At 36.3% G+C, this 25,451-nt stretch carries 33 protein-coding genes and 3 tRNA genes; 18 read left to right on the top strand and 18 right to left on the bottom strand.

What is annotated here, in order from left to right; all coding sequences use genetic code 11:
• The first annotated feature begins 13 nt into the window (after window positions 1-13).
• The 5 genes from BLS89_RS04755 (at window position 14) to BLS89_RS10610 (ending at window position 2,032) form a co-directional block, all read left to right on the top strand.
• The gene (locus BLS89_RS04755; RefSeq protein ID WP_092736349.1) at window positions 14-394 is read left to right on the top strand and encodes a hypothetical protein; all 381 of its coding nucleotides are present in this window, start codon (window positions 14-16) and stop codon (window positions 392-394) included.
• 81 nt (window positions 395-475) lie between these two features.
• Window positions 476-670, top strand: coding sequence for a hypothetical protein (locus BLS89_RS04750; protein ID WP_092736348.1), 195 nt, complete (start codon window positions 476-478; stop codon window positions 668-670).
• A 166-nt stretch (window positions 671-836) separates the two neighbouring features.
• Entirely contained in the window at window positions 837-1,256 is a 420-nt protein-coding gene (locus tag BLS89_RS04745; RefSeq protein WP_176763244.1) for a hypothetical protein, read from the top strand.
• A 157-nt stretch (window positions 1,257-1,413) separates the two neighbouring features.
• Entirely contained in the window at window positions 1,414-1,653 is a 240-nt protein-coding gene (locus tag BLS89_RS04740) for a hypothetical protein (protein WP_092736346.1), read from the top strand.
• A 211-nt stretch (window positions 1,654-1,864) separates the two neighbouring features.
• Window positions 1,865-2,032: a hypothetical protein gene (locus tag BLS89_RS10610; RefSeq protein WP_176763243.1), complete on the top strand. Its 168-nt coding sequence runs from the start codon at window positions 1,865-1,867 to the stop codon at window positions 2,030-2,032.
• Between the two features lie 118 nt (window positions 2,033-2,150).
• On the opposite strand, the gene dnaJ is transcribed toward BLS89_RS10610, so the two are convergent.
• Window positions 2,151-3,266 (bottom strand): molecular chaperone DnaJ, encoded by a 1,116-nt coding sequence (gene dnaJ, locus BLS89_RS04735; RefSeq protein ID WP_092736345.1) that lies wholly within the window; start codon window positions 3,264-3,266, stop codon window positions 2,151-2,153.
• A gap of 34 nt (window positions 3,267-3,300) precedes the next feature.
• A complete protein-coding gene (locus BLS89_RS04730) occupies window positions 3,301-3,855 on the bottom strand; it encodes a nucleotide exchange factor GrpE (protein WP_092736344.1) in 555 nt (184 codons plus the stop codon).
• Window positions 3,856-4,056: 201 nt separating this feature from the next.
• On the opposite strand from BLS89_RS04730, the gene BLS89_RS04725 reads away from it, so the two are divergent.
• The 9 genes from BLS89_RS04725 to rlmN all read left to right on the top strand — a co-directional run bounded on the left by BLS89_RS04725 (window position 4,057) and on the right by rlmN (window position 13,677).
• Window positions 4,057-5,079, top strand: coding sequence for a 3-oxoacyl-ACP synthase III family protein (locus BLS89_RS04725; RefSeq protein ID WP_092736343.1), 1,023 nt, complete (start codon window positions 4,057-4,059; stop codon window positions 5,077-5,079).
• 50 nt (window positions 5,080-5,129) lie between these two features.
• Window positions 5,130-6,512, top strand: coding sequence for a hypothetical protein (locus BLS89_RS04720; RefSeq protein ID WP_092736342.1), 1,383 nt, complete (start codon window positions 5,130-5,132; stop codon window positions 6,510-6,512).
• 31 nt (window positions 6,513-6,543) lie between these two features.
• On the top strand, window positions 6,544-6,876 hold the full coding sequence (locus BLS89_RS04715; protein ID WP_092736341.1) for a nucleotide pyrophosphohydrolase: 333 nt from the start codon (window positions 6,544-6,546) through the stop codon (window positions 6,874-6,876).
• A 2-nt stretch (window positions 6,877-6,878) separates the two neighbouring features.
• Window positions 6,879-8,096 carry a 3-phosphoshikimate 1-carboxyvinyltransferase gene (locus BLS89_RS04710; RefSeq protein ID WP_176763242.1) on the top strand — a complete coding sequence of 406 codons (1,218 nt, stop codon included), beginning with the start codon at window positions 6,879-6,881 and terminating at the stop codon, window positions 8,094-8,096.
• Window position 8,097: 1 nt separating this feature from the next.
• Window positions 8,098-8,901: an SDR family oxidoreductase gene (locus tag BLS89_RS04705; RefSeq protein ID WP_176763241.1), complete on the top strand. Its 804-nt coding sequence runs from the start codon at window positions 8,098-8,100 to the stop codon at window positions 8,899-8,901.
• Between the two features lie 12 nt (window positions 8,902-8,913).
• Window positions 8,914-10,518 carry a BamA/TamA family outer membrane protein gene (locus BLS89_RS04700; protein ID WP_092736339.1) on the top strand — a complete coding sequence of 535 codons (1,605 nt, stop codon included), beginning with the start codon at window positions 8,914-8,916 and terminating at the stop codon, window positions 10,516-10,518.
• A gap of 75 nt (window positions 10,519-10,593) precedes the next feature.
• Window positions 10,594-11,367: a hypothetical protein gene (locus tag BLS89_RS04695; protein ID WP_092736338.1), complete on the top strand. Its 774-nt coding sequence runs from the start codon at window positions 10,594-10,596 to the stop codon at window positions 11,365-11,367.
• 165 nt (window positions 11,368-11,532) lie between these two features.
• Window positions 11,533-12,582 (top strand): tRNA preQ1(34) S-adenosylmethionine ribosyltransferase-isomerase QueA, encoded by a 1,050-nt coding sequence (gene queA, locus BLS89_RS04690; RefSeq protein ID WP_092736337.1) that lies wholly within the window; start codon window positions 11,533-11,535, stop codon window positions 12,580-12,582.
• A gap of 66 nt (window positions 12,583-12,648) precedes the next feature.
• Window positions 12,649-13,677 (top strand): dual-specificity RNA methyltransferase RlmN, encoded by a 1,029-nt coding sequence (rlmN, locus tag BLS89_RS04685; RefSeq protein ID WP_092736336.1) that lies wholly within the window; start codon window positions 12,649-12,651, stop codon window positions 13,675-13,677.
• A gap of 281 nt (window positions 13,678-13,958) precedes the next feature.
• On the opposite strand, the gene BLS89_RS04680 is transcribed toward rlmN, so the two are convergent.
• From BLS89_RS04680 to BLS89_RS11285, 8 genes are all read right to left on the bottom strand, one after another.
• Complete coding sequence (locus BLS89_RS04680) at window positions 13,959-15,077, bottom strand: DNA polymerase III subunit (RefSeq protein WP_092736335.1); 1,119 nt, start codon at window positions 15,075-15,077, stop codon at window positions 13,959-13,961.
• 274 nt (window positions 15,078-15,351) lie between these two features.
• Complete coding sequence (locus tag BLS89_RS04675) at window positions 15,352-15,900, bottom strand: hypothetical protein (RefSeq protein WP_092736334.1); 549 nt, start codon at window positions 15,898-15,900, stop codon at window positions 15,352-15,354.
• A 165-nt stretch (window positions 15,901-16,065) separates the two neighbouring features.
• On the bottom strand, window positions 16,066-16,416 hold the full coding sequence (locus tag BLS89_RS04670; protein ID WP_092736333.1) for a hypothetical protein: 351 nt from the start codon (window positions 16,414-16,416) through the stop codon (window positions 16,066-16,068).
• 28 nt (window positions 16,417-16,444) lie between these two features.
• Window positions 16,445-16,579, bottom strand: a complete 135-nt coding sequence (locus BLS89_RS11200; protein ID WP_262501470.1) for a hypothetical protein — start codon at window positions 16,577-16,579, stop codon at window positions 16,445-16,447.
• Between the two features lie 48 nt (window positions 16,580-16,627).
• The gene (locus BLS89_RS04665; RefSeq protein WP_092736332.1) at window positions 16,628-16,942 is read right to left on the bottom strand and encodes an ankyrin repeat domain-containing protein; all 315 of its coding nucleotides are present in this window, start codon (window positions 16,940-16,942) and stop codon (window positions 16,628-16,630) included.
• A complete protein-coding gene (locus BLS89_RS04660) occupies window positions 16,939-17,307 on the bottom strand; it encodes a hypothetical protein (RefSeq protein WP_092736331.1) in 369 nt (122 codons plus the stop codon). The genes BLS89_RS04665 and BLS89_RS04660 overlap by 4 nt, the downstream gene beginning before the upstream one ends.
• Before the next feature lie 55 nt (window positions 17,308-17,362).
• Window positions 17,363-17,893 carry an SMI1/KNR4 family protein gene (locus tag BLS89_RS04655; protein ID WP_221403650.1) on the bottom strand — a complete coding sequence of 177 codons (531 nt, stop codon included), beginning with the start codon at window positions 17,891-17,893 and terminating at the stop codon, window positions 17,363-17,365.
• Between the two features lie 63 nt (window positions 17,894-17,956).
• Complete coding sequence (locus BLS89_RS11285) at window positions 17,957-18,640, bottom strand: RHS repeat-associated core domain-containing protein (protein ID WP_221403649.1); 684 nt, start codon at window positions 18,638-18,640, stop codon at window positions 17,957-17,959.
• 379 nt (window positions 18,641-19,019) lie between these two features.
• Between BLS89_RS11285 and BLS89_RS04645 the strand changes: the two genes are divergently transcribed.
• Window positions 19,020-19,274 carry a type B 50S ribosomal protein L31 gene (locus BLS89_RS04645; protein WP_026315563.1) on the top strand — a complete coding sequence of 85 codons (255 nt, stop codon included), beginning with the start codon at window positions 19,020-19,022 and terminating at the stop codon, window positions 19,272-19,274.
• A gap of 131 nt (window positions 19,275-19,405) precedes the next feature.
• Here the strand turns inward: BLS89_RS04645 and BLS89_RS04640 are convergent, their stop codons facing one another.
• The 4 genes from BLS89_RS04640 to BLS89_RS04625 all read right to left on the bottom strand — a co-directional run bounded on the left by BLS89_RS04640 (window position 19,406) and on the right by BLS89_RS04625 (window position 20,658).
• Complete coding sequence (locus tag BLS89_RS04640; RefSeq protein WP_092736329.1) at window positions 19,406-20,218, bottom strand: enoyl-ACP reductase FabI; 813 nt, start codon at window positions 20,216-20,218, stop codon at window positions 19,406-19,408.
• A gap of 168 nt (window positions 20,219-20,386) precedes the next feature.
• Window positions 20,387-20,459: transfer RNA gene (locus BLS89_RS04635), tRNA-Lys, on the bottom strand.
• Window positions 20,460-20,472: 13 nt separating this feature from the next.
• Window positions 20,473-20,555: transfer RNA gene (locus BLS89_RS04630), tRNA-Leu, on the bottom strand.
• Window positions 20,556-20,585: 30 nt separating this feature from the next.
• A tRNA-Lys gene (locus tag BLS89_RS04625) sits at window positions 20,586-20,658 on the bottom strand.
• A gap of 105 nt (window positions 20,659-20,763) precedes the next feature.
• Between BLS89_RS04625 and BLS89_RS04620 the strand changes: the two genes are divergently transcribed.
• The gene (locus BLS89_RS04620; RefSeq protein WP_092736328.1) at window positions 20,764-21,288 is read left to right on the top strand and encodes a shikimate kinase; all 525 of its coding nucleotides are present in this window, start codon (window positions 20,764-20,766) and stop codon (window positions 21,286-21,288) included.
• Here BLS89_RS04620 and BLS89_RS04615 read toward each other — a convergent pair.
• Entirely contained in the window at window positions 21,257-21,691 is a 435-nt protein-coding gene (locus BLS89_RS04615; protein WP_092736327.1) for an RNA-binding S4 domain-containing protein, read from the bottom strand. The genes BLS89_RS04620 and BLS89_RS04615 overlap by 32 nt on opposite strands.
• Before the next feature lie 71 nt (window positions 21,692-21,762).
• On the opposite strand from BLS89_RS04615, the gene BLS89_RS04610 reads away from it, so the two are divergent.
• Together BLS89_RS04610 and mtgA are read left to right on the top strand one after the other, a co-directional pair.
• Window positions 21,763-22,479, top strand: coding sequence for a hypothetical protein (locus tag BLS89_RS04610; RefSeq protein ID WP_092736326.1), 717 nt, complete (start codon window positions 21,763-21,765; stop codon window positions 22,477-22,479).
• 133 nt (window positions 22,480-22,612) lie between these two features.
• Window positions 22,613-23,260 carry a monofunctional biosynthetic peptidoglycan transglycosylase gene (gene mtgA / locus BLS89_RS04605; protein ID WP_092736325.1) on the top strand — a complete coding sequence of 216 codons (648 nt, stop codon included), beginning with the start codon at window positions 22,613-22,615 and terminating at the stop codon, window positions 23,258-23,260.
• On the opposite strand, the gene BLS89_RS04600 is transcribed toward mtgA, so the two are convergent.
• From BLS89_RS04600 to BLS89_RS04590, 3 genes are read right to left on the bottom strand one after another with little or no spacing between them, the layout of a single operon-like run.
• On the bottom strand, window positions 23,257-23,559 hold the full coding sequence (locus BLS89_RS04600) for a hypothetical protein (protein ID WP_092736324.1): 303 nt from the start codon (window positions 23,557-23,559) through the stop codon (window positions 23,257-23,259). The genes mtgA and BLS89_RS04600 overlap by 4 nt on opposite strands.
• A 5-nt stretch (window positions 23,560-23,564) precedes the next feature.
• Window positions 23,565-24,644 (bottom strand): DNA replication/repair protein RecF, encoded by a 1,080-nt coding sequence (gene recF, locus BLS89_RS04595; protein ID WP_092736323.1) that lies wholly within the window; start codon window positions 24,642-24,644, stop codon window positions 23,565-23,567.
• Window positions 24,645-24,647: 3 nt separating this feature from the next.
• Complete coding sequence (locus BLS89_RS04590; protein WP_092736322.1) at window positions 24,648-25,418, bottom strand: UbiA prenyltransferase family protein; 771 nt, start codon at window positions 25,416-25,418, stop codon at window positions 24,648-24,650.
• Window positions 25,419-25,451: the final 33 nt, after the last annotated feature.

Here is a 25,451-nt window from a genome sequence, read left to right as displayed (position 1 = left end):
AAATAAAAGTAATATGAAATCTAATGATGAAATTTTAAATGAGTATGGTAAAAAGTTAATTGAATTTTCTTTTGATCCTGCAATTGGTAATTTATTAAGCTTAAGGATAAAAGATAATCCTCCAATAATTTTTGAAGACTATGTAAATTTATTTAAAAAAATAGATAGTGAAGATTTTGTTATACTTCAAAAATACCTTGAAGAGAGTATTGGGGGAGTTTTATTCAATATTTTAAGAATTTTTGAAGAAGATGAAAGGTTTAGATTAATTTACGAAGAGGACGGTAAACAGGTTGATTTAGTCAAAATCAGCGAAATGCTAAAAGCAGAACCCATTATCGAAAACGGCTGGATAAAAAGGTTTAGCAAGTACGCAGAGGAGGGCGACAAATAACGAAAATCCTGTTTATTAAAAAAGGAAGAGCCTTTGAGGCTTTAGTAAGCTCAAAAAATCAAAAACATATCGCCCTTTAGTATGATTTACAAGGATTATACACACTTGAAGCAAATATACCTAAAAGGCGTAAACAAAAGTACTGTTGCCGATGATTTATTTGTGAAAAAAGTGTTTGATGCAATAGAAGAAATAGAGTATTTTAAAGCGATTATAAGCGATAGCAAATTAACAAGAAAATCTCCTTGGATGCCCAACCAAAAAAGCCAGAAGTAAGAATTCATCACGATATATAAAAATAGATTTTGAGGGGAAAATATACGTTTTGAATTATAGAACTGATATTGTAGGTAAGGTTGCGTATGGGTTGAGCTATTTAATTTTAGAAGTTAAAAATAAGCCTGTATAGTTAAAAATGAAATTTCTTAAACATATATTTCTTTTGATTCTAACATTTTTGTTAGGACTACAAAGTTCATTTGCACTGAATGTAGCCTCTCTATCAGCGGATATATATAGTTCTTACCAGATAAAGACACTGGCAAAGAAAGCCACAGAGAGAGCCAACCAAAAGAATATAGCCATACCGGAAAAAACGGTAAAAGACTTAGAATATTTAGCTGGCGTTAAGGTTAAGAATACATTAAAAGTACTTGATGAAATTGGAAAAATAGGAGATAATGTAATCAATTCCGTTACAGGAGATATTAGGAAATTTTCAGAATATGCTTTAACTAATCCCTCTAAAAAAGGATTATTTGTTGATAGCTGGGGGTATAAATTAGAAGACGCTCAAACACTATTAGAAACATATAAAAAAACAAGCGATAGAAGCAATAAAAAATGGAAAAGTTATTTTTAAAGAAATAGATACCTTCGGCAATAAAGTATATCGAATAGAAACAATATTAGAAACACCTGCTCAGGGGGTTAAGAAAATATATGCGGGCTGGATAATAAAACTCAAAAATCCTCAAGAATTATTATTATCAACGCCCTTAGCTAATAAGTAAGCCTTTATGAAACTATATGATTTGTGTGTTATAGAAAAAAATGATTTTTACGAGGATATAATAGGTGCATTTGCTATTATTTTAGAGGATTGTGGAATCTATTATCTCGTTGAAATATGGATGTTTAAAGATAATGATGGTGCTCGTGTTTTAGGCATTGCAAAAGATGATTTAAGGCCTGCAACCGAAAAGGAAGAAAAAGAATTTCAAGAAAAATGGAAAAAATATATAGAAGACAATGAATAAATATGAAACTATATGATTTGTGTATTATAAAGGAAAATGTAAGTGTTTACAGAAAAGAGGTTTATGTTCAACAAGTAGCTAATGATTTGAAAATACTAGATAAAGAAATAGAAAAAAACTAGAATCTCTCATTACTATTATTGGTGATTTTTCCCATTATTTCAACAGTTCAAATAAAGTATCTGCCAAATGAAGGATACCATAGCAAAGTATGATGATATCCTTATGGCTTGATAATTTGGATTCAGATAGAATAGCAAAAGATGGATATACATTGATATATGGTTTTCCTTTTTACGATTTCATCCGCAATGATGCAGAGCTGAAAAAATTACTGCTCGGTCTTTTGGAGACAAAAGCATACAAAGGTATCGAATAAAGGAGTTTAAAGACAAATTTAGAAAAGATATATATAGTTTCAAATAGAAAAAGCGAATATCATTTAAGGTATTCGCTTTTTATGGGGTAAGTTAATTAAATCTGAATTTCTCGAATATTCAGGAGAATAAATCTCTTACTTTATCAAAGAATGTTTTCTCTTTTCCGGAAGGCTCTGCTTTCATTTCGCCATTTTTTATTTGCTGCTCAAAAAACTCTTTTTGTTCTTTGGTTAGTTTTTGTGGCGTCCATACATTGATATGGATAAACATATCCCCCTTGCCATAGTGCTCTACGCTCGGAAGTCCTTTTCCTGCCAATCTCAGAATTTTTCCGGATTGTGTGCCGGCTTCTACTTTTATCTTGACTTTTCCGCCTACTACGGGAATTTCTTTGGAGCATCCGAGAGCCGCTTCTGCAAAGGAAATGTAGAGTTCTTGGTGCAGATTGTCGCCTTCTCGTTTGATATTAGCATCTGCTTCCTCTTCTATTACCACAAATAAATCTCCAGGTGTGCCATTCCCGAAAGGAGCATCGTTACCTCTTCCGCGGATATTCAGTTGTAATCCGTCTCTGGCACCAGCCGGTATTTTTATGCTGATTTCTTCGTCTGTTTTTATAAGTCCCTGGGAGTTGGCTCCATTAGGTATATGAGCCGCTATTTTCCCTGTACCATTGCATTGTCCGCAGGTAGACTGGGTTTGCATTTGTCCAAACATTGTATTCATAGATTGAATACGATAGCCTTGTCCATTACAAGAGGGGCATGTTTTGGAAGTGGCCCCTTCCGCCACTTTCATTTTTTTAATTTTGATGGTTTTCTGTGTGCCATTGACCATCTCTTCTAAATTAAGCTTTATACGAACACGGAGGTTTGTTCCTTTATTGTTTTGGGTGGCTCTGCCACTGCCGCCGAATCCGCCAAAATGTCCGCCGAAGATATCTCCAAATTGGCTGAAAATATCCTCCATATTCATTCCGCCACCAAATCCGCCAAATCCGCTTCCGGTACCTGAAGCTGCATGTCCGTAGCGGTCATATCTCGCTCTTTTCTGTTCGTCGCTTAGTACCTCATAGGCTTCGGCAGCTTCTTTGAATTTCTCTTCGGCTTCTTTGTCTCCAGGGTTTTTGTCTGGGTGATACTGTATCGCTTTTTTTCGGTAGGCTTTTTTTATGGCTTCTGTACTTGCGGTCTTTTCAACGCCTAATACTTCGTAATAATCTCTTTTTGACATTTTGTAAAATTATGGTTGTTTTTTGCAATTTGTATTATTGCCCTATAACTACTTTGGTAAATCTTATGACTTTATCGTGCAGCATATAGCCTTTTTCTATAATGTCCACAATTTTATTTTTTAGGTCATCTGACGGTGCAGGGATCTGGGTAATAGCTTCGTGCAAGTCCACATCAAAGCTGTCGCCCGGATTTACTTCAATAGGTTTTAACCCTTTTTCGGTAAGTTTATTTTTAAGTTTTTGATAGATTAGTTCTACACCTTTTAGATCGTTTTCGTTCCCGTTTTTAGAGAGTTCTTTCAGAGCTCTTTCAAAGTCGTCTAATACCCCCAGCATAGAAATCATCATATCTTGGTTGGCATAGAGAAAGAATTCGTTTCGTTCCTTGGCAGTTCTTTTTTTGTAGTTTTCAAACTCTGCATAAAGTCTGATGTATCTATCCTTTTCCTCTGCCAAAAGCTCCTCTAAACTTGGCTTTTCTTCTGCCAAATTTTCCTCTTCGGCTTGTCTTTGAGTTTCTTCCGGAGTAGAGGTTTCATTTAGTGTGTCTTTTTCTAAATCCTTATCATTGTTATTGTTCTCAATCATAATATCATATTTTATATGGTCTTTTTTCTCAAAGATTTTGCCAAAGTTGAAAATAAGACAAAATGTCTAAAAATAATAAAGTACATTTGGAAATAATATGATAATGGCATAAAGATGAGGATAGGGGGCTTGGTAAAATTTGGCAGGAATCTTAGTATTAAAAATTAAAATTATTAAATTTGTCAGTATAAATCATATCATATGAATAAAAGTATAATCAAAGGTTTGGGGTATTATGTCCCTGAAAATGTTGTTACAAATGCAGATTTAGCAAAGCTAATGACAACTAGCGATGAATGGATAACCGAAAGGACGGGTATCAAAGAACGCCGTCATAGGAGAGAGCGATACGATGATAAAGAAACTACTTCATTTTTAGGATTTAAAGCTGCAGAAAAAGCCATTAAAAATGCAGGACTTACTGCTGAGGATATAGATTATATTATCTTTGCAACACTGTCGTCGGATTATTATTTTCCAGGTTGCGGAGTGTTGATACAAGAAATGCTTGGATGTAGGACTGTAGGTGCTTTGGATATTCGAAATCAATGCTCTGGTTTTGTTTACGCAATGAGTGTGGCAGATGCTTTTATAAAAGCGGGGGGTTACAAAAATATTTTAGTAATAGGTGCAGATGTACATTCTTTTGGTTTGGATTTTTCCGATGAAGGCAGAGGGGTGTCCGTTATCTTTGGAGATGGTGCTGGAGCTATAGTCCTATCTGCTTCTAATGATGAAAACGCAGGGAATATACTCTCGGTAAATATGCATTCGGAAGGGAAATATGCAGGGGAACTTGCCGTGAAATTCCCGGGTACGAAATACGGCTGGAGCGACAGGCTGCTAAGTGAGCCGGAGGTACTTACCAAAAAAGAAATTTATCCTTACATGAATGGTAATTTTGTTTTCAAACACGCCGTTACCCGTTTCCCTGAAACGATAAAAGAAGCATTGGATAAAGCCGGAAAAACAGTTCAGGACTTAGATATGCTTATTCCTCATCAAGCCAATATCCGTATAGCCCAGTATGTGCAACAACTGCTCGGGCTGCCCGATGAAAAAGTTTTTGTAAACATTCAGAAGTATGGTAATACCACTGCGGCATCTATTCCGATAGCACTTTGTGAAGCCGTGGAGCAAGGGAGAATAAAACGGGGCGATTTAGTTTGTCTTTCGGCTTTTGGGAGTGGATTTACTTGGGGTAGCGTATTGTTTAATTACTAATCTTGACAACGAAATTTTTTAATTACCTTTGGTGCCAAAATGATTATGCTATGAAATGGATTACAGCTTTTTTAATTTGGGGGAGCTTGTTCTTGCTTTCTTGCAGAGATAATGATATTAGTTTTGAAAACCTTGGTCATACCCTGAGGTTTTCAAAAGATACTCTTACTTTGGATACGGTATTTAGCCAAACCCGCTCGGAAACCTATGCCGTGAAGGTTTATAATAATGAAAACAAAGATGTGGTAATCCCCGAGATAGTTTTGGAGAAAGGTGAAAATTCTATGTTTAGAATTAATGTAGATGGTACGCCGGGGGTGAAATTCACCCAAGTCTCACTAAGGAAAAAAGATAGTTTGTATATTTTCGTGGAGATCGCCCCAAATGCCCATCAGCCTATTGAAATGGCGGAGGACAAAATTATGTTTAGCAATGGACAGCATATTACGCTAAGAGCAGCCGTACAAGATGCAGAATATATCATATCTACAAAAGAACACCCGAAAGTAATTTCGGAAAATACCGTTTGGAATAATGATAAAGTGAAGATTATCTACGGCAGTCTTACTTTGGCCGAAGGGAAAACATTGACCATAATGCCAGGAACGAAAGTCTATTTTTATAAAAACTCTGGACTGACAGTCGCTAAAAATGCTTTTTTAGACATTCGAGGTGAATTAAAAAAAGAAGTGTTGTTAAGAGGAGACCGAACGAACTCCCAATACGATACCATCCCCGCAAATTGGGAAGGTGTAAAATTCCAAGAAGGTGCTGTGGCAAAGATTGATTATGCTAAAATATTTGGCGGCAATACGGCCCTTTCTTTAGAAAAATCTAGGGTGTCTATTAAAAATACGATACTCTACAATTTTCAGAATTATGGCATATATGCCCAAAACTCTAATGTAGATGCCGAAAACTTGGTAATGAATTCTTTTGGAAATACGGCTGTAAAAATAGAAAACGGCGGAACTTATAATTTTATACACAGTACCATTGCCAACTATTGGTATCACGACTTTGCAGGGGGTAATTTATGTTTGGATGTTTCTAATGCATATACTATGGACAAAGGAAAAACTTCGTCGCCCCTTAGCTTATCTTTGTTGAACTCTATTATCTTTAACAATAAAAATAATTCTATTGTTTTTAACATTGATCAAGCGCAGCCTTTTGACTATTTAATTCAAAACTCGCTTGCCAATTATTCTAATGAGTCGGGATTCGTATGGGATAACAATGCCAGAGTTATCAACTCTATCGGTAATAAAGACCCTGAATTTGAAAATACGCATAACAAAAAACTAAGCCTAAGACTTAAAAAAGATTCTCCTGCAAAAGCTAAAGGAGATGCAGCAGTAGCCCAGCATGTACCGAAAGATATAGCAGGGGTATCCCGTCTTGTAAATCCCAATATGGGAGCTTATCAGTAAAACCGGCTTTAATAACCATAAATCAATAATAATGAAAGAAATAGAATCTCTACAAAAGCAAGTAGATGATTGGATAAAAACCATCGGGATAAGGTATTTTAATGAGCTTACGAATATGGCGGTCCTTACAGAAGAAGTAGGGGAGGTGGCACGCATTGTGGCACGAAGATATGGAGAGCAGAGTGAGAAAGAAAGCGATAAAAATAAAAATTTGGGAGAGGAGCTTGCAGATGTGTTGTTCGTAACGCTATGCCTCGCAAACCAGACAGGAACGGATTTGCAAAAAGCCTTTGATAATAAAATGAAACTGAAAACAAACCGAGATGCAGAAAGACATGCTGCCAACGAAAAACTAAAATCTTAGCAATGTTTATCTCGAGATTTAGAATAGCAGAGGGCAGCGAAGTAGAGATTACAGGCTCCAAAAGCCTATCTAACCGATGGTTGGTATTGCAAAAATTATTCGGAAGTATAACCATAAAAAATCTGTCTAATGCGCGGGATACGAGTGTTTTGTGTCAGGCACTTGCTTCTAAGTCCGATTTTATAGATATCCACCACGCAGGAACAGCTATGCGTTTTCTTACAGCCTATTTTGCAATACAAGACGGAAAAGCCGTTACACTAAGTGGTTCGGAAAGAATGAAAGAAAGACCTATCCGTCCCCTTGTAGAGGCATTGGTACAAATGGGTGCTTCTATTTCTTACGACGAAAAAGAGGGATATCCTCCTTTGACGATAATGGGAAAAAAAATGGAATATTCGGAGGTGGATATACCGGCTGATATTTCCAGTCAATTCATATCGGCATTACTTTTGATATCGGGAAAGCTGAAAAACGGACTGAAAATTCGCCTTCGTGGGAAAGCTACCTCAAAACCTTATTTGGAAATGACCTTGTCTATACTTAGGGAGATCGGTATAGAGGTTGTGGTAAAAAATAATACAATTGAGGTTTTGCCTTTTTCTAAATCTTTGATAAATAAAACTATTCTTGTGGAGAGTGATTGGTCTTCGGCATCTTACTTCTATATGTTGGCGGCAGTGGGGAGGAATAAATTAACATTAGGAAAATTTCAAAAAAACTCTTTACAAGGAGATGCTGCTGTTGTAGATTTATTTCGACAGTATTTTGGGGTGCATACAGAGTTTAGAGAAGACGGTAAAATCATTTTGGTGCCTGTCCAAGGATTTATTTATCCCAAGAAAATAGACCTCAATATGAATAGTTGTCCGGATATTGCACAGACGATTTGTGTAACGGCATCATTGCTTAGAATACCCTTTTGTATTAAAGGGCTGCATACTCTTAAAATAAAGGAAACTGATAGGTTGTCCGCTCTTAAAAATGAATTGCGTAAAATGGGCGTAGAGGTTTGTATTTCGGAGGATAGTATCCGAAGTTTAGTTTTTAATGAACTTCCAGAAAAAATAACTGTGAAGACCTATAACGATCACAGAATGGCAATGAGCTTTTTGGGATGCGGGCTGATGTGTGATGTGGAGATAGAAGATGCTGCAGTGGTAGAGAAGTCTTACCCTCTTTTTTGGAAAGATATTGGCAGAATAACACGAAAAATATAGTATGAACATAACGAATCAAAAAATAATTGCCATTACAGGAGCTTCTTCGGGAATTGGCAAGGCTATGGCGGTTTGTTTCAGCCGGCAGGGGCATCGTGTCTATGGACTAAGCAGGAGCAGCGTAGAGTCTGATTTCACTTCAATGTCCGTAGATATTACTAATGCAGAAGCCGTGAAAAACGCTATAGCGAGCATTGTAGAAAAAGAATCAAAGATAGATGTTTTAATCAATAATGCCGGTATGGGTATGGTAGGTGCAGTAGAAGATACAAAAGCAGAAGAGATACAGAAACTCTTTAATCTCAATCTTGTGGGTGCGGTTCAGGTGATGAGTGCCGTTTTGCCTTTTATGAGAGAACAACGAAGCGGAAAGATTATCAATATATCCAGTATAGGGAGTGAAATGGGATTGCCATTCAGGGGATTTTATTCTGCCTCAAAAGCGGCACTCGACAAAGTTACGGAGGCTGTACGCTACGAAGTAAGACCCTGGAATGTGCAAATTTGTGCTTTGCACCTTGGAGATGTAAAAACAGATATAGCCCAAAACCGTGTAAGATCCGAAGTCTCGGCACCATATAGAGAGGTTTTCAATAAAGTTTATGCTTTGATGAACAGCCATGTGGATAGCGGCGATAGTCCGGAGGCGGTAGCGAGATATGTGGAGCGGTTGCTTAGCAAGCCGGAGTGGCGTTCGCACTATTATTTTGGAAAATTTGGGCAAAAGATAGGCGTGCCGCTCAAGTGGCTTTTACCCCAAAAAATCTATGAAAAACTTATGCGTAAATACAATCATATTGACTAAAATAATCGTTTCGTGGAGAGAAAATTTTGGAGTGTATTACTATTTTTAGTGTATCTTTTGGGGACGGCACAGGGACACCGCTATTTCCTTATAGATGCGAAATCCCACGCTACTACTCAGGTAAAAGACTCTCTTTCTGCGGTTCATTTTTTAGACTCTCTTTCTCAGTATCGTTACTATTTGACGAGACTGCAGAGCGTGGAACAAAAGAGAGATTCCGTTAAGATTTATTATGATAAGGGACAAGATTTTAATCGAACTCAAGTGGTTTTGCCGAAAGACCTTTCAGTAGATCTGGGGCTGGAATCAGGGGTTGTCGTTAAAGACTTAGACTCTTTAAGACTTAGGATAAATGATATCTATAAGCAAAAAGGCTATGCGTTTAACCGTATTAAGAGTCGGTTTTTGGGAATGGAGCGTGGTGTTCCCAAAGTGGGGCTTTCGGTGGTGAGAGCCAACAAAAGAACGATTGATGGCTTTGTCATTCGGGATTACAACAGAGTGCCGAGACGGTTTGTCAAAAATCTGGAGAAAGAGTTTGTAGGGCAGACTTATGATGACCGCCACCTCTTGAAAATCCGTAATGCATTGGCCAATCATACTTTCGTAACATTAGAACGAAATCCTCAGACACTTTTTACCAAAGATTCTACGCAGATTTACCTCTTTCTGAAAAAGAAAAAAGCCAATACCTTTGATGGCGTACTCGGTTTTGGGAATAATAATTCTCAAAAGTTTCAAGTAACGGGAAGCATTAGCCTTAATTTCAAAAATATTTTTAATGGATTTGAGTCTGTAAGTTTGTTTTGGCAGCGAAATCCCAATTCGGGGCAAAACTTTGATATGCAGGCAGATGTCCCCTATCTCTTTAATTCCAATATCGGGGTAAATCTTCATACCAACATATTTAGACAAGATTCTACTTTTGCCAATGTAAAGGTATTGTCCGGAGCTTATTTTCAATTTTCACCGCGGCAGAAAGTTGGGATAAGAGGGCATTTGGAGCTTTCGTCGGTATCGGCAGCTAATCTGAGCACAGCAAGGAATTTTAAGCGAAAGGGCTTTGGGGTTTGGTATGAATTTCAGATGCCCATAGACAATCCTCTGATGCTTTATAAAACGAAAATAAAAGCAGATGCCGACCTATTCAATACCATTTACGATGATTCCAAAATAGTTCCTACGAAGCAATATCAGCTCTTTGCCGAACACAATCTGCAACTGGCGGACCGAAATTTCATCAATGCCAAAATAGAAACAGCCGCACTTGACACTAAAGAAGTACTCTCTGTAAATGAGCTTTTTCGGATAGGAGGCTGGAATTCTCTGCGGGGATTTGATGAAAATATTCTTTTGTCCAAATTCTATGTCTATGGAGGTTTGGAATACCGTTATATTATTGGTGAGACTGCCTTTTTTGATGTTTTTGGACAGATGGGGAAACTCAAAAATCCGTTGTTCGAGAAAGATATAAATTTGTATAGCGGAGGATTTGGGTTTAATTTCATTCTTCCTGTGGGATTGATGAGTTTTCAGATATCTAACGGTAACAACTTTGAGGATAGATTTAATTTTAAGAATACAAAAGTCCACTGGGGGCTTCTTAGCCGATTCTGATTTTAACGCCTTTTTAATAAACTTTAACCATTTATTGTGAGTTTTATTTAATTCGTACTCATTACATTTGCCACTATGATTAGAAATTTTATTTTTTGTTTTTTTTTATTGACTTCGGTATTTTTATCTGCTCAAATTTATAAGGGAAAAATATGGGTGAAAGACCGTACGGATATCTCTTTTACGCCTGTTTATGTTACTAATCTTAATACGCAGAAAACAGTGCTTTGCGATTATAAGGGAGGTTTTGAAATCTCAGCAAAAGAAGATGATGTGGTAAGATTTACCTCTGTGCTTACCGAGCGGAAAGACATAAGAATAAAACCAAAAATGCTCAATAATGAAAACATTGTGCATCTGGATATGGCGTATAGCAATATTCCGGAAATAGTTCTCAAAAGAAAACCAACAGGCAATTTTAAGATAGATGAAAGCCGATTGAGTAATAAATACACGAAGCTGAATATAAATAAAATAATAGGCTTGCCGGCTCCAAAGGCAGATACAAACTATAGTTCACCGCCTTTTATTACGGGATTTACACTTAATATCAATACCATCTATGACTGGATTTCCGGAGACAGACGGAGAAAGAAACGCCTCTACGAGTACGAACAAATGATAAAAGCCAATACCTCCATCAGAAAATACTACGGCGATGCTTATTTTCTGAGAATGGGAATCCCGAGCAATAAAATAGATGAGTTTTTGCAATTCGTTTATACTTCGGAGCATCTTTTGCAGTTTGTAGAAAATAATAACTACGAAACTATAGCGGTTTATTTTGATAAATATCTGCCTGTCTTCCGAAAGAGAATGAGAATGCCGAATTTGGACGGAGGAAAGTAATTTGTCCGGCTATTATTGTTTTCAAGAGAGGCTCAATGGAAGCAATAAAAGATAATGTTTTTATAAAATCACTTGACAAAGGGGTGCCGAATGTTGTATATTTGCAAATTCTTAAAATAATAATAAATATTTTTATTATTGTATTTTTTAACTTAATTTTTTTGAATGAAAACATCTGATTTTAATTTCAATTTGCCTGCCGAGCTTCTTGCAGAGCGTCCGTCTGAACATAGAGATGAAGCAAGACTAATGGTACTCGATAGAGCTAAACAAACGATAGAGCACAAACTATTCAAAGATGTAGTAAATTATTTTGATGAAAATGATTTATTTATCTTTAACAATACAAAGGTCTTCCCTGCAAGACTCTACGGAAACAAAGAGAAAACAGGAGCAAGAATAGAAGTCTTCTTATTGAGAGAATTGGATAAAGAAACCCGTGTGTGGGATGTCCTTGTGGATCCTGCAAGGAAAATAAGAATAGGGAATAAATTATTCTTTGATAAAGAAGAAACGCTATTGGCAGAGGTAATAGACAATACCACTTCGAGAGGGAGAACGCTAAGGTTTCTCTACGACGGCTCTTACGAAGAGTTTAGAGAAAAACTCAGAGAAATAGGAAACACACCGCTGCCTAAATACATTAAAAGAGAGGCAGAACCGGAGGATGCAGAGCGTTATCAGACCATCTATGCCAAAGTAGAGGGAGCTGTAGCTGCACCTACTGCGGGGCTCCATTTTTCTAAACATTTGATGAAAAGGCTGGAAATCAAAGGAATCAATTTTGCGGAAATCACTCTGCATGTGGGGTTGGGAACCTTTAATCCTATAGAAGTAGAAGACCTTTCTAAACATAAAATGGAATGCGAAGAGACTATCATAGACCAGAAAAATGCAGACCTCATCAATAAAGCCATAGAAGAAGATAGGAAAATTTGTGCCGTGGGAACTACGGTAATGAGAGCCATAGAAACTTCGGTGTCTTCTAATAGAAGAATAGGACCTTATCACGGGTGGACTAATAAATTTATCTATCCTCCGTATGATTTTGGAATTGCCAATACTATGATTACCAATTTCCATACCCCTAAATCGACTTTGCTGATGATGATTGCCGCTTTTGCCGGTAAAGATTTTGTGATGGAGGCATACGAAGAGGCAATCCGCGAGAAGTATAAATTCTACTCATACGGAGATGCTATGCTTATTTTGTAATTTGTAAAATGTAACTATTATTAAGCCAAAAGCAATGGGCAAATCGTCTGTTGCTTTATTTTCTTTATGAGAGATATCCGTACATTAAGCTTAGAAGACCTGAAAAACTATTTTCTCTCTATCGGGGAAAAACCTTTTCGTGCCAAGCAGGTTTATGATTGGTTGTGGAATAAAAACGGACATTCTATTGATGAGATGACCAATATCTCGAAAACTTTGAGAGAAAGACTGGCTCAGGAGTTCATTATCAAGCCTGTGGCGGTAGATGTTTTGCAAAAAAGCAAAGATGGTACGATAAAGAATGGAGTCCGTCTTCACGATGGGCTGATGGTAGAAAGTGTTCTGATTCCCACCGAAACGCGTACTACGGCGTGTGTGTCTTCTCAAGTGGGCTGCTCGCTCAATTGTGAATTTTGTGCTACGGCAAGACTCAAACGAATGAGAAACTTGGAAGTAGCAGAAATTGTGGATCAAGTAGTGCTGATAGATAGACAGAGCAGAGAATATTTTGACAGGCCTCTTTCCAATATTGTATTTATGGGAATGGGCGAGCCAATGATGAATTACAAAAATGTAGTGGAAGCCATTAGAAAAATTACAAAACCCGAAGGCTTGGGAATGGCGGCAAGACGAATTACAGTCTCTACTTCCGGAATCCCCAAGATGATAAAAATGCTGGCAGACGAAGATTTGAGGGTAAAACTTGCACTTTCTCTACACTCTGCCATAGAGGAAAAAAGAAATGAAATAATGCCGTTCTCTACCAAGTTTCCGCTTACAGAGATTATAGAGGCTTTGCAGTATTGGTATCAACACACGGGGGGGATTATCACTTTGGAATATTGTATTTGGAAAGGGATAAACGACCAAGATGAGGATATCAAAGCACTTATAAAGTTTTGCAAAAAAGTGCCAACCAAAGTCAATCTGATAGAGTATAATTCCATAGGAGACGGTAAGTATGACAGGAGTAACCCTGCTGCTACGGATAACTATGTCCGGCAGCTTGAGAAGAACGGTATTACAGTAATGATACGCCGCAGCAGGGGAGGAGACATAGATGCCGCTTGTGGGCAGCTGGCTAATAAATCTTGATGAATTATTAGTTTATAAAAAATAAAATGCCTTGTTCTTTCGGAAATTTGGTTATACGCACTTTGATGCAGTTTTGAATTCCTATGTAAGAGAAAACAGATAATTAAAAATGTTTTTTGATTCCTAATAGGGCAGAGGCAGAAAATAGATTCTCAATTTCATATGCGGCTCTGTAGCGAGGTAAGCCGAATAAGCAGCGGCAAAAATCTACAAAAATAAATTATAGACGAAACTAAATAAAATAAAAATACTCTGGAAAAGACCGGAGTATTTTTGTTTTTTTAAGGTTTTAAGTGTAGATACCGCGTGAGTTTTATGCCCATATCAGTCCAAAGGATTTTGGCATTGCCGTTTCTTACGAGGTGTAAATGTGTTTGGGAAATTTCGTTTAATATGCCTTCAATATTTGCACCGCTGATAAAGTTAGAAAACCCTTTCCAATTAAAATTATTTTTCATAATCTTTTTATAAACCAGCTCGCTTGTACCGTAATTTTGGAGTAATGCCAGCCGAAATACTTCGGTGCAGTAATTTAGAAAATTCTTTTGTTTTTCTGTGCTCCATAGGGCGATGGTATTTGCCCAGTTAATGATGTCTTTTAGGACTTGGGGTTTGCTCCTTGCCTGGAATGCGGTACGCACCCATTGAATAAAATAGTCTTCAAAATCTTGGTCGGCAGCTTCGTGATTTATCAATCTCTTTGCCGTGTTATAGTCGCCTTGTGCCTGGATTAAAATTTCTCTTGCGAGGCTTTCGTCTTCTATTGTTTCGCTTATTTTAGCAAGAAGCGTATCATCATTTATTTTAGGAATATTCAGAATCTGGCATCTCGATAGTATGGTTTGCAGCATATTGTCGGTAGAGGTAGCCAATAGAATGATAACCGTTTTTTCCGGTGGTTCTTCCAAGAATTTTAAGAATTTGTTTGCCGCATTTTCACTCATTTTTTCAGCGCCCCAGATGATGAGAATTTTAGTCCCTCCTTCAAAGGTTTTCAGGCTAAGACTCTGGGTGATAGCCGATATCTCGTCGGGCGAGATGAATATTTGTTTGTTCTCATTTCCAGACAAAGCACTTATCCAGTCTTGATAATCGGCATAGGGATTATTGAGAATCATATCCCGCCATATATTGAAAACACTTTGGCTAAGAGCATTTTTTTCTCCTTTGAATATAGGGAAACTAAAATGGAGGTCCATATGATTGAGGGAGCTTACTTTGTGCTCGGCTTCGGAGTGTTCTCGTTTCAGGATTTCCAGTGCATACAAGAGTGCCAGCGGCAGAGTGCCGTATCCCATTTTACCTACAAAAAGCTGTGCATGGCTTATTCTATTGTTGTCAATGCTTTTTAGTAATACACTTTTTATTTGGTCTTGTCCTATGATATCATCCCATTTCATATTCCAAAGATAATAAAAAATTTAGTTAATATTTTTTTTCTTTGTAGGATAAAATAAAAAAGGTTTAAACATAGATAGACTCCTGACTTGGCATTTTCACTATATGTCTGACCCATCGAACTCAATGGCTCGACTACGGTCGCTGACAACTGGGACTGGACCGAAGTGAAGTAATTGCGCTGTTCTGATTCGATACGGTGAGACATAAGGAAAATGATTTAAGGGTTACTTATAATGAAAGTAATTTGCTAAAATAGACGGCTCGAAGGTTTATTTATACTCCTAATTTAAAGTGTACGTTGGGGTTAAATTGATAAACTTTTCCGCCTTTTTGATTAAATTCAAGTGCACCACCGGTGTACCTTACATTCTTGCAGAATTTCCCTTCATTTAGATCATTACTATACAAAATGCCTCCACACTTGGTGTTTCTCTTTAATCGTTGCCCTATTCTATAAAAAGCAAGATTTAATTCCTCATCATCAAATTGTAAAGAGGTTGCCAACCAACTTTCTTTGAGATGCCCTGGTTTTTCTTCTCCTATTCGTAAAAACATGATATCAGGATTGTAAGATGAAAATTCATTGAAAGGACAATTGGTATTGTATTCTTTATTAGAAAAATAAGCTGCAGAATCCCAGTAACTCACATTTTCTTTCAGCAATATCTCTCTAATTGAACCAACATTATTGTCATCAATCAGAATGTTTGCTTTCGGTTCATCTATTCTCAATAGAATATTGAATCCTGCTTTGTACATATCTGTAAGGAATTCAACATTCTCATTTAGTGTTGCGAAAAATTGGATATTTACTTTCTTCATTTTTATATATTATAGGGTATAAATTCTACATTACCTTGACCATATATACGTTCTAAATCTTGTATGGCTTCAATTTCTCTTTTTATAGATGTTCCATCGGTGAGACATATCGCTAATTTTTATTATAGTTTTTGTTGATGAGTATTTTTATCTATTCTGAAACTACTACTGTTTTATTTCTAACTGTTGAATCAGTTGGTTGTAGTACTTTTCTAACATTTTTATATTATTCTTTCTGTCAATTTTCCCTGTTAGGTTATCCGTATATGTAATCCATTTGTAACATAAGTCGCTGAAAATCTGTCTTCCAAGTTCCGTGACATCATTCTCATAAACACAAGTTGTTAATATGAGTTCTCCTTCTTCATTAAAGGGATTATTCAATAACAGTCCCTTGTCCCATGCAAATCTTAGTAGATTTGCACACACAATTTTAATATCCTCTTTATCCTTCTGGCGGATATATGCATTTGTTAAATACGGTACATCTAAACCCAAAAAATCTTTATTTTCCATTCTACAAACTTTCTATCTTAAAATTTGATTATCCCAAGAACTGACTATAATCAACAGTTCCTTTTTCAGTAATTTCCTGCATAGATGAACGAGCAGTTACCCCAGAATTGTTTGGAAGTTCCAACGAAGCTCCTTTCTCAATTAATTTTGAGATTAGATCCATATTGTCAATATTTTCCTCCCAAACCAACCTAAGTAATGGCGTGTTTCCCTATTTATCTTGTAAGTCAATCTGTAGATTTTCTTTACCCAAGAGCAAATCTATTGCAGTAAAAAACTTCTCTTGAACAGCAAAGTGAAGTGCTGAGTACCCATTAAAATCCTGACTGTTGATGTTAGGATTTAACTCCATAAAAGACTTAAGAAGTTCTTCTTTCCTCTCAATAATTAAATTCATCAACATAGTCCTTCCGTCTCTATCATAGCTGTCGATACCAAACGGTTCTAAAAAGCTGATAATTTCATCAATACTATTTTTATTTAGCGTGATGAAAAGTTTTCTGTCATCAAAATAGTTCTTTTTCATTTTTTTTTGTTCTTATATGTTACATTTTTCTTCTCATGTTTATGACTCATATTCTCAGAGGGATCATCGACACCAATGGATGGATCCATTTGCTTGCTGATGGGAAGGCAGGCGATGCCTTTCAAACCGAGAGATTCCAAGGCTGGAAACATCACGGCGGACAAAAGATTCTCCCCAAGCCCCATCAACGTCATGGCTGCTTTCATACCCGTATCCACCGCATTAAGGCTCGGAGATACACCGGACTTGGCATTTTCACTATATGTCTGACCCATCGAACTCAATGGCTCGACTACGGTCGCTGACAACTGAGACTGAACCGAAGTGAAGTAATTGCGCTGTTCTGATTCGACACGGTGAGACATAAGGAAAATTTTGCTTTGATATAAATTCTATTATCTTGTAATTATATATATGGTTCTATTCAATTTTGTAAGGTGTTTTTTCACTTGAATTCACAGTTAAATACCCATCTTCATCAAACAATGCATATATCCTATCAATTTCTTCACTCATCATTGTTTCGAAAGAATCCCATTCTTTAAGGGATGTTGCATCGTACCTCCCACAATAATGAACCTTATTGGTTGCACAATCAATATAAAGCTTAGAGGCATCATATGAGTATGTACCAATAAAGATTACATCTTTGCTTGAGTTCTTGGGGCGTTCAAATCTATTAAGATCTTGGAGGTCCCAGACAATAACTTCATTACCGGAACGATCTAATAGTCCATCACGATTACCATACAAATTCAGTGAAAAATAGAAATGCAATCCATTACTATATTCCATTAGAAAACGCTTGTAAGCCGGAGGTATTTCTCTCTGCAATCGTTTTTCCAAACTATTGATCAGTGAAAAATCCAATTTTTGGCTCAATTGTATGTTGTATGCCAATGGAGCAAGCTTGGGAACATGTCCTATTTTCTCTCCTTTGGGAGTCTTCACATAGCCATTTTTTCTTTGTGCATCAATTACACGATTTAATTTTTCAATATAGTCCATAAAAAATCAAGTTATTTTTCTGTTTAACAATTCTCCTGTTGTTGAATTATGGAAGTTACCAGAATGTAATTCTAAGTGTTCGTCAAATTTTACAAATTGAACATTGTCAGGATTATCTGCCAAATGAGGATGCGTTGAAACACTATTTATATGGTGTCCATAATAATCCTTTACCTTTCCTGTTTTAAGAAGTTCTTCTTTCTCTTGTTCGGTCCACTCTCGTGTTCCGCCAAGCCCCCGTTTAATTAACTCTTGTTCCTCTTTCCAAGCACGTTCAATTCCTTTCCTCCTTTTTTGCTCAAGCTCACGTTTTTTATCCTTCTTACTCTTACGACCCGGCTTCTTTCCAAATTGGCCATTCTTTCGTCTGTATATTCTTAATCCAAATATATCAAACCATAAATTAGAATCTACTACATACGCATATAGCGTAGGATTGTTTCCCTCCAATCTGATTGGATCCTGCGAGATATAACACCCCATAGCAGGAGAATAATATCTGAATCGGTTGTATGCCAACTCGGTCTCGTAGTCATAATACTGCCCTTGAAAGAGGAACGGCACCGTTACGTTCTTATAGTAGGAAGTTCTTCTATGGCATTCCTCCTTGATAATCTTCCCGTTCATATCAAGCCGTCTGTACCATACTTCCTCACCGTTCTCATCGTACATCTCCGTAGGGGTACCCAAATGGTCGGTTGTTTATTTCAATGAACTTTAATTATTTATGCAAATATACTGAGAATATTTAACAAAACTCAGATGTGATTGATTTTTATAAGTTGATTTGTTTAATTTGTACGAAATGGTTGGATAGCAGAGCAGATAAACTTGTGCAAAAATATAGAATACTTAAATTATCTTGAAATTAATAATCTACAATTATAAAAATCTATAGCCAATCGGCTTGAAAAAATATTTCTCCTAAAAAAATATTTTGCTCTGAAAAGATATTGATGATTATTTTGTATAATCAAAAAAAAACTTTATTTTTGCAGTCCTAAAATTTAAGTATAAAGCGATGCCATTACACGCTTATTTATTTAATTATTAAAACCATTTTAAAACTATGAAAAAAGGAATTCACCCTGAAAATTATAGACTTGTAGTCTTCAAAGACATGAGTAATGATGAAATGTTTCTTTGCAAATCTACTGCTGAAACTAAAGACACTATCGAGTATGAAGGACAGGAGTATCCATTGATCAAAATGGAAATTTCGTCTACCTCTCACCCTTTCTACACCGGTAAAGTAAAATTGGTAGATACTGCAGGTAGAGTAGATAAATTCATGAATAAATATAAAAAATTTGCTAAAAAATAAATAGTAAATTTGCATAATTATAATACAAAAGAGAGGGTGGAAAGCATATGTTTTTCATCCTTATTTTTATTTGAGAATCTGCCCTATCAACCAAGTTGATAGGGCAGACGAGAATTTTCATTCTACTTTTTTTATTTTTCTGTATCGTATTTATCTACTACTTTTTGGGAAACTCCTGTATTGCTAAATCCTCCGTCGTGGAAGAGATTTTGCATAGTGACCTTTTTTGTAAGGTCAGAGAACATCGCCACGCAATACCCGGCACAGTCGTCTGCTGTAGCGTTTCCTAAAGGGGACATATCCTCTGCATAGCCCAAAAAGCCACCGAAGCCTTTTACACCGCTTCCTGCTGTAGTAGGCGTAGGAGACTGGGAAATGGTATTTACGCGGACTTTCCTCTCACCCCAATAATATCCGAAACTTCTGGCGATACTCTCCAAATAAGATTTGTTGTCTGCCATATCGTTATAATCCGGAAAAGTTCTTTGTGCCGCGATATAGCTGAGTGCCAAAATAGATCCCCATTCGTTCATACAATCTTTATCCCAAGCCACTCTCATCACTTTGTGAAAAGATACCGCCGATACATCCCAGCCTTTTTCCAACCAATCATAGTTGATAGCCGTATAGTTTCTCCCTTTTCTTACATTCACAGACATACCAATAGAATGGAGTATAAAATCCAACTTTCCAAATTTAGCAATCGCTGCATCAAAAAGTTTTTCCAAATCTTCCATGGAAGTAGCATCTGCTCCCACTACTTCAGAGTTTGTTTTTTCTGCCAAAGCGTTAATCTCTCCCATTCTCATAGCGATAGGAGCGTTGGATAATATAAATTCCGCACCTTCTTCGTGGCATTTCTCCGCTACTTTCCATGCGATAGATTGTTCGTTAAGAGCTCCAAAGATAATTCCCTTTTTTCCTTTAAGTAATCCGTATGACATTTTTATGTTTTTTAATGATGTTTTGTTTTTTGTCCGATAAAGGTAATAAATTTTATTTTAATCAACAGCCCTAGGCTGATAAAAAATCAAAAGTCTTCCGGAAAGGAAGACTTTTGAACACCAAATCACAAAATATTAATATGAAAAAATTTACTTTTCAGCAAATTGTGACTCGGCTGGGATTCGAACCCAGGACCCATACATTAAAAGTGTATTGCTCTACCAGCTGAGCTACCGAGTCTGTTTTTTTTCTGTGCCTGCGACTGGATTCGAACCAGCACATCCTTAGGATACCACCCCCTCAAGATGGCGTGTCTACCAATTTCACCACACAGGCAAAAAATCGAAATACGATTTGCAACATATGTGACCTGGCTGGGATTCGAACCCAGGACCCATACATTAAAAGTGTATTGCTCTACCAGCTGAGCTACCAGGTCTGCCTCTAATAATAACGCACTTTTATTCCGCTTTAAAAGCGGTGCAAAGATACATTTTTTTTTATTTTCTCAAAACTTTTTTGCACTTTTGTTGAAAATTTAGTGATGATAATATCCATTATGGGCTATATGGGAAGTGGCAAATCCCACATTTCCAAATTATTAAGCCAAAAAATAAATTTTCAGTTATTTGAGCTTGACCGCTGTATATCCGAAGAAACAGGAATGGAGATCTCCGAAATTTTTGCCCAAAAAGGCGAAATCTATTTCCGAAAAATAGAAAAAAAACTATTAAACCACCTCATTAAACAAAACACCAATGCCGTTTTGAGTTTAGGAGGCGGCACACCTGCTTATTATGACAATATTGACATTATTAATGAATTTTCGGAAAGTTTTTTTCTAAGTGTTTCTGTAAAAACTTTATGCGAAAGACTCTGGCACGAAAGACTCCACCGCCCTATCATCAGCCGCATTAATCACGAGGATTTACCGGAATTCGTCTCCAAACATCTCTTTGAAAGAAATCCTTTTTATGCAAAAGCGAAACACATTATCTTTACGGAGGGAAAATCGCAGGAAGATATATGTAATGAGATTATTCGTCTTCTAAATCTCCAGAATCTATAAAGAAAGAATCCCAATCATCGTCTGAGAACATATCTGCATCACTTTCCATAAAGTCCGACATATCTCTGCGATCTTTTTTCGTGGGGCGTCCTTCTCCTTTTTGGCGGTAATAATCTTGTGTGAGTTTTCTCATTTTCAGGATTTCGTATTGTTCGCTATCCGTCATATCTTTTATATGCAAAGGAACGAGTTTTGCTCCTATTCTACTTTTAGGGATTTGTAAAATTTTTATTTTGTAATCAATTTGGTTTTTTCGGATTTCTATAATATCACCTTCCGATACTTCCTTAGAGGTCTTTACGGGCTTTCCAGCTATGGAAACTCTATTCTTTTTTATCTCTTCGGCGGCGATGCTTCTCGTCTTGAAAAAACGAACACTCCACAAAAACTTGTCAATTCTCATTTTTTATTTATATTTTTGTCCTTTATAAAACTGAACGGCAATTTAGTGAAATTGTATTTAATAATAGGAAAATGAAAAAAAATATTTTTTTAGGGCTTTTAGTAATAGGATTAATGAGTGTTTCTTGTAGAAAAGATACCTATGAAAATGTCACAAAACCAATAGACATAAGCATACAAAATGAATACGACGAAAAAGCAATCCAGCAGTTTTTAAAAGATAACTACTTTGATGATAGAGGGAAAATCGTAGAATTTAGTTCTACGGATACTAATGACGATAATGAGAAACCCCTCTCGGACTACAATCCTGTTACGCTTCCTGATGGGACAGTATATATCATAAGGTCCGACGCCCAGCCCGATAGCGGAGAACTCGTAGGAGAAGATGATGTCATCAACCTGATGCAATCCTGCTATACTTATGTGGCAACTAATGAAGAAGGTTTTATTAAGCTAAGGTCTAAATATCCGTTTCAAAATACAATAGACGGAGATGGTGTACCGATTAAAGATCCGCTATTCTTCCACGCTGATGAAAAAATGATGAAAGAAATGAATGTGGGGAAAGATTATTTTGAGATAAAAGGATTCAAGGAAGCTATACAAAATTTCAAAGGTTTTAATCTTCCCGACGAGGCAGGCTATAATTTGCAAGGGGTAATTATAGTCCCTTCTAAGAGTGCTTTTGCGAGAAGTACAAATCATTATAACTATACAGGCTATTCACTCCAAGACAGAACTTTCGTATTCAACTTCCAGATCTATAAAGCTCAGAAAAGAAATTGATTCAAAGTTGTAATGCGTATGAGTTAAGCAGTCTGTTTTTTTTACATTGAAAAAAGCATTTTGTTTGCTGTGGAAAGATATGTTTCTTTGTAAAAAGAAATGCATTAGTGTTTCGTAATATACTCTATGATATATGTGGAAGTTATTTAAGAAAATAATCTATATTTTGCTATTGGTTCCTATTTTATCCATAGTGTGGGGAAGATTTTTCAACCCTATAATGACTATTATTCAAGCTGAAAATTATTTCAAATATTATAAACTTGACAGAAAATATATCCCTATCAACCAAATGGGGGATAATATTCTTAAAGCGGTTATCACTGCAGAAGATCAGAATTATTATAAACACTCAGGCTTTGATTTTCAAGCAATAGAGCGCACCGTAAAACACAATCAAAAAGGGAAATCCATACAGGGAGGGAGTACTATTTCCCAACAAACCGCTAAAAATATATTCCTATGGAATGGCAGAAGCTGGATAAGAAAAGGACTGGAAGCAATATTTACTTTCACGATAGAAAAAGTTTGGAATAAAAATATCATATTAGAGCGGTATCTCAATTCCATAGAGATGGGGCAAGGTGTTTTCGGGATAGAAGCCGCCGCCCATTATTACTATAATAAAGATGCCAAAGACCTTACTAAAAGTGAGGCTGCGTGGATTGCCACCATTCTTCCCAATCCTAAAAAATACGACCCTAAGCACCCCACTCCTTTTCTCATAAAAAAGCACAACCGCATACTGAGACAAATGAATGCCATCACGCTACAACCTTAGCGACTTAGAAAAACGATTTCTTTTACCACATCCTCTCCCACTACAGACTGGATTTTGCGTAAAAAAAAAGTTTTCTTCATTCGGAAGTCATTGTTTGCCAATGGGGATTTTATAGTAATTGTAAGTATTTTGTTTTTCAGATGAATATCGTTGATTTCGTTAAAGAGAGTGTCGTCTAAATATTCTTTCAAAAAGTCTTTTATCTCAAAAGCCTTTAGTTTATCCTCAAAATGATATATTTTGGCTAAAGACTGCAATAATTCTGAAGACTGAAATTCTCTTTTTTTAATTTTTTTCATAATTATTAAAGTCCAAAAATACGACTTTCCTCGTTAATGTTCTTTACAACCTCCTCCGTACGCCCTCTATGCGTATCTGTGATGAATATCTGTCCAAAACCTTCTCTGTTTACCAAATCGATGAGCTGGGAAACCCTTTTGTCATCTAATTTGTCAAAAATGTCATCTAATAAAAGCATCGGTGTGTTTTTCGTCCTATTTTTAATGCAATTCATCTGTGCTAATTTAAGTGCTATTAAAAAAGATTTTTGCTGCCCTTGCGAACCTGTTTTTTTTATCAAATCCTCGTCCATCATTAGGTTTAAATCGTCCTTATGCACACCTTGAGAGGTATAGGTAAGCACGCGGTCTTTGGATTCGTTTTTTCTTAGCACATCATTCATTCCGGTGGTTTCTAGTACGGATTCATAGATAACATCTACCTCTTCCTTAGAATTGGAAATCACTTTATAGAAATCCTTAAACACCGGTCTGAGTCCTTGTATAAAATCATTTCTTTTTCTATAAATAAGAGTGCCGAAGCGGGAGAGAGGCTCATTATATATTTCCAAAGAATCTGCATCAAAAAATCCATTTTTCGCAAATGATTTTAGTAAAGCATTCCTCTGTTTTAGGGCTTTCTGATATTGTATAATGCTGTGAAAATATTCTGCATCTACCTGAGAAATCATCGCATCTAAAAATCTTCTGCGGTTCTCTGCGGAATCTGTAATCAGATTGGCATCATACGGAGAAATCATTACGCTTGGCAGAAAACCAATGTGTTCGGCTATTTTTGAGTAAGCTTTGTCATTTTTTTTAATGACCTTTCGTGCGTCTTTAGGCTGAATTACTTTTATATTAAAACCTTTGTCATCGCCTTGTACTTCTGCTTCTATGGAGAAGAAATCTTCTCCCTTTTTGATGTTGTTCAAGTCTGAATTTCCCAGAAAACTTTTACCTAACGACAAATAATGAAGTGCGTCTAAGATATTGGTCTTTCCTACGCCATTATCCCCTATAAAGCAGTTAATGTCCGGTGACAGATCAAACTCCCGCAGCATATGGTTCTTAAAGTTTCGGATAAAAAGTTTTTTTACAATCATAAGCTATAACAATTCCCAAATGTAATGCAATAATACTAAAAATAAAAACGGCAATCCGCAACAGCTCTCTACTAAAAACGAATAATAATACTCCGGGCGAGCAGGCTCTGAAAAATAAATTAATAAAAAACAAAAAATCATTGCTATATAAAATGCCAAAGCAAACAAAAAATCCAAGTGATAAATTGCCAAGATAGTACTTATAAAAATTAGACCATAGGCTAAATACTTCGTATTCTGAATACCTATAAGTTTAGGGAAAGTAACCACCTTATCGCTATTGATATCCCTAATGTCAAAAGGTAATACCAATGCCGTAATATAAGTCCAACTGATAAAGAAAATCTCCCAATCCATTTGCTTAAAGAACAGCCAGCCGTTCATCAGTGCCCATGCAAAGCCCACATAGAATATTTTGAACAATGGTATTTTCCTGATAAAATAATGCAAAAAGAAACTATCGTAAAGTAATCCTATTAGAATGACAGCCGTCCATTTGTATATGGTTTCTATTGGATAAAAATATATGAGAAGCCCGCCACAAAGCAAAAAAGTGAAAATGTTGAAATAAATAATCTTGTGTAAGATCTTTTTATTGTTCTGATACTTGGTATAGAGATAGCCGCTAAAATAAGTTAAAAAAACGACGAAAATCATCACTCTGGAAAAGTAATGGTTCTTCATCATAAAAAAAACAGCCAAAAAAGTCCCCATAAAGGAAACATAAATTTGGCTGTCTATAAGATATTTTTTGATTTTACAGAGCGAAATCATTTAATTTTTTTGAGTACTAACTTATGGCTTTCT

This window comes from Riemerella columbipharyngis (assembly GCF_900101995.1).
Taxonomy (GTDB): Bacteria; Bacteroidota; Bacteroidia; order Flavobacteriales; family Weeksellaceae; genus Riemerella; species Riemerella columbipharyngis.
The sequence above is the reverse complement of the archived record's forward strand: the minus strand, read 5'-3'. Positions and strand labels throughout refer to the sequence as shown.

What these genes read in the sequence shown, in the direction of transcription:
- BLS89_RS04755 (WP_092736349.1), top strand. Translation starts at nt 14, where the DNA reads ATGAAATCTAATGATGAAATTTTAAATGAGTATGGTAAAAAGTTAATT.
- BLS89_RS04750 (WP_092736348.1), top strand. Translation starts at nt 476, where the DNA reads ATGATTTACAAGGATTATACACACTTGAAGCAAATATACCTAAAAGGC.
- BLS89_RS04740 (WP_092736346.1), top strand. Translation starts at nt 1,414, where the DNA reads ATGAAACTATATGATTTGTGTGTTATAGAAAAAAATGATTTTTACGAG.
- BLS89_RS10610 (WP_176763243.1), top strand. Translation starts at nt 1,865, where the DNA reads ATGATGATATCCTTATGGCTTGATAATTTGGATTCAGATAGAATAGCA.
- dnaJ (WP_092736345.1), bottom strand. Translation starts at nt 3,266, where the DNA reads ATGTCAAAAAGAGATTATTACGAAGTATTAGGCGTTGAAAAGACCGCA.
- BLS89_RS04730 (WP_092736344.1), bottom strand. Translation starts at nt 3,855, where the DNA reads ATGATTGAGAACAATAACAATGATAAGGATTTAGAAAAAGACACACTA.
- BLS89_RS04725 (WP_092736343.1), top strand. Translation starts at nt 4,057, where the DNA reads ATGAATAAAAGTATAATCAAAGGTTTGGGGTATTATGTCCCTGAAAAT.
- BLS89_RS04720 (WP_092736342.1), top strand. Translation starts at nt 5,130, where the DNA reads ATGAAATGGATTACAGCTTTTTTAATTTGGGGGAGCTTGTTCTTGCTT.
- BLS89_RS04715 (WP_092736341.1), top strand. Translation starts at nt 6,544, where the DNA reads ATGAAAGAAATAGAATCTCTACAAAAGCAAGTAGATGATTGGATAAAA.
- BLS89_RS04710 (WP_176763242.1), top strand. Translation starts at nt 6,879, where the DNA reads ATGTTTATCTCGAGATTTAGAATAGCAGAGGGCAGCGAAGTAGAGATT.
- BLS89_RS04705 (WP_176763241.1), top strand. Translation starts at nt 8,098, where the DNA reads ATGAACATAACGAATCAAAAAATAATTGCCATTACAGGAGCTTCTTCG.
- BLS89_RS04695 (WP_092736338.1), top strand. Translation starts at nt 10,594, where the DNA reads ATGATTAGAAATTTTATTTTTTGTTTTTTTTTATTGACTTCGGTATTT.
- queA (WP_092736337.1), top strand. Translation starts at nt 11,533, where the DNA reads ATGAAAACATCTGATTTTAATTTCAATTTGCCTGCCGAGCTTCTTGCA.
- rlmN (WP_092736336.1), top strand. Translation starts at nt 12,649, where the DNA reads ATGAGAGATATCCGTACATTAAGCTTAGAAGACCTGAAAAACTATTTT.
- BLS89_RS04680 (WP_092736335.1), bottom strand. Translation starts at nt 15,077, where the DNA reads ATGAAATGGGATGATATCATAGGACAAGACCAAATAAAAAGTGTATTA.
- BLS89_RS04675 (WP_092736334.1), bottom strand. Translation starts at nt 15,900, where the DNA reads ATGAAGAAAGTAAATATCCAATTTTTCGCAACACTAAATGAGAATGTT.
- BLS89_RS04670 (WP_092736333.1), bottom strand. Translation starts at nt 16,416, where the DNA reads ATGGAAAATAAAGATTTTTTGGGTTTAGATGTACCGTATTTAACAAAT.
- BLS89_RS11200 (WP_262501470.1), bottom strand. Translation starts at nt 16,579, where the DNA reads ATGGATCTAATCTCAAAATTAATTGAGAAAGGAGCTTCGTTGGAACTT.
- BLS89_RS04665 (WP_092736332.1), bottom strand. Translation starts at nt 16,942, where the DNA reads ATGAAAAAGAACTATTTTGATGACAGAAAACTTTTCATCACGCTAAAT.
- BLS89_RS04660 (WP_092736331.1), bottom strand. Translation starts at nt 17,307, where the DNA reads ATGTCTCACCGTGTCGAATCAGAACAGCGCAATTACTTCACTTCGGTT.
- BLS89_RS04645 (WP_026315563.1), top strand. Translation starts at nt 19,020, where the DNA reads ATGAAAAAAGGAATTCACCCTGAAAATTATAGACTTGTAGTCTTCAAA.
- BLS89_RS04640 (WP_092736329.1), bottom strand. Translation starts at nt 20,218, where the DNA reads ATGTCATACGGATTACTTAAAGGAAAAAAGGGAATTATCTTTGGAGCT.
- BLS89_RS04620 (WP_092736328.1), top strand. Translation starts at nt 20,764, where the DNA reads ATGATAATATCCATTATGGGCTATATGGGAAGTGGCAAATCCCACATT.
- BLS89_RS04615 (WP_092736327.1), bottom strand. Translation starts at nt 21,691, where the DNA reads ATGAGAATTGACAAGTTTTTGTGGAGTGTTCGTTTTTTCAAGACGAGA.
- BLS89_RS04610 (WP_092736326.1), top strand. Translation starts at nt 21,763, where the DNA reads ATGAAAAAAAATATTTTTTTAGGGCTTTTAGTAATAGGATTAATGAGT.
- mtgA (WP_092736325.1), top strand. Translation starts at nt 22,613, where the DNA reads ATGTGGAAGTTATTTAAGAAAATAATCTATATTTTGCTATTGGTTCCT.
- BLS89_RS04600 (WP_092736324.1), bottom strand. Translation starts at nt 23,559, where the DNA reads ATGAAAAAAATTAAAAAAAGAGAATTTCAGTCTTCAGAATTATTGCAG.
- recF (WP_092736323.1), bottom strand. Translation starts at nt 24,644, where the DNA reads ATGATTGTAAAAAAACTTTTTATCCGAAACTTTAAGAACCATATGCTG.
- BLS89_RS04590 (WP_092736322.1), bottom strand. Translation starts at nt 25,418, where the DNA reads ATGATTTCGCTCTGTAAAATCAAAAAATATCTTATAGACAGCCAAATT.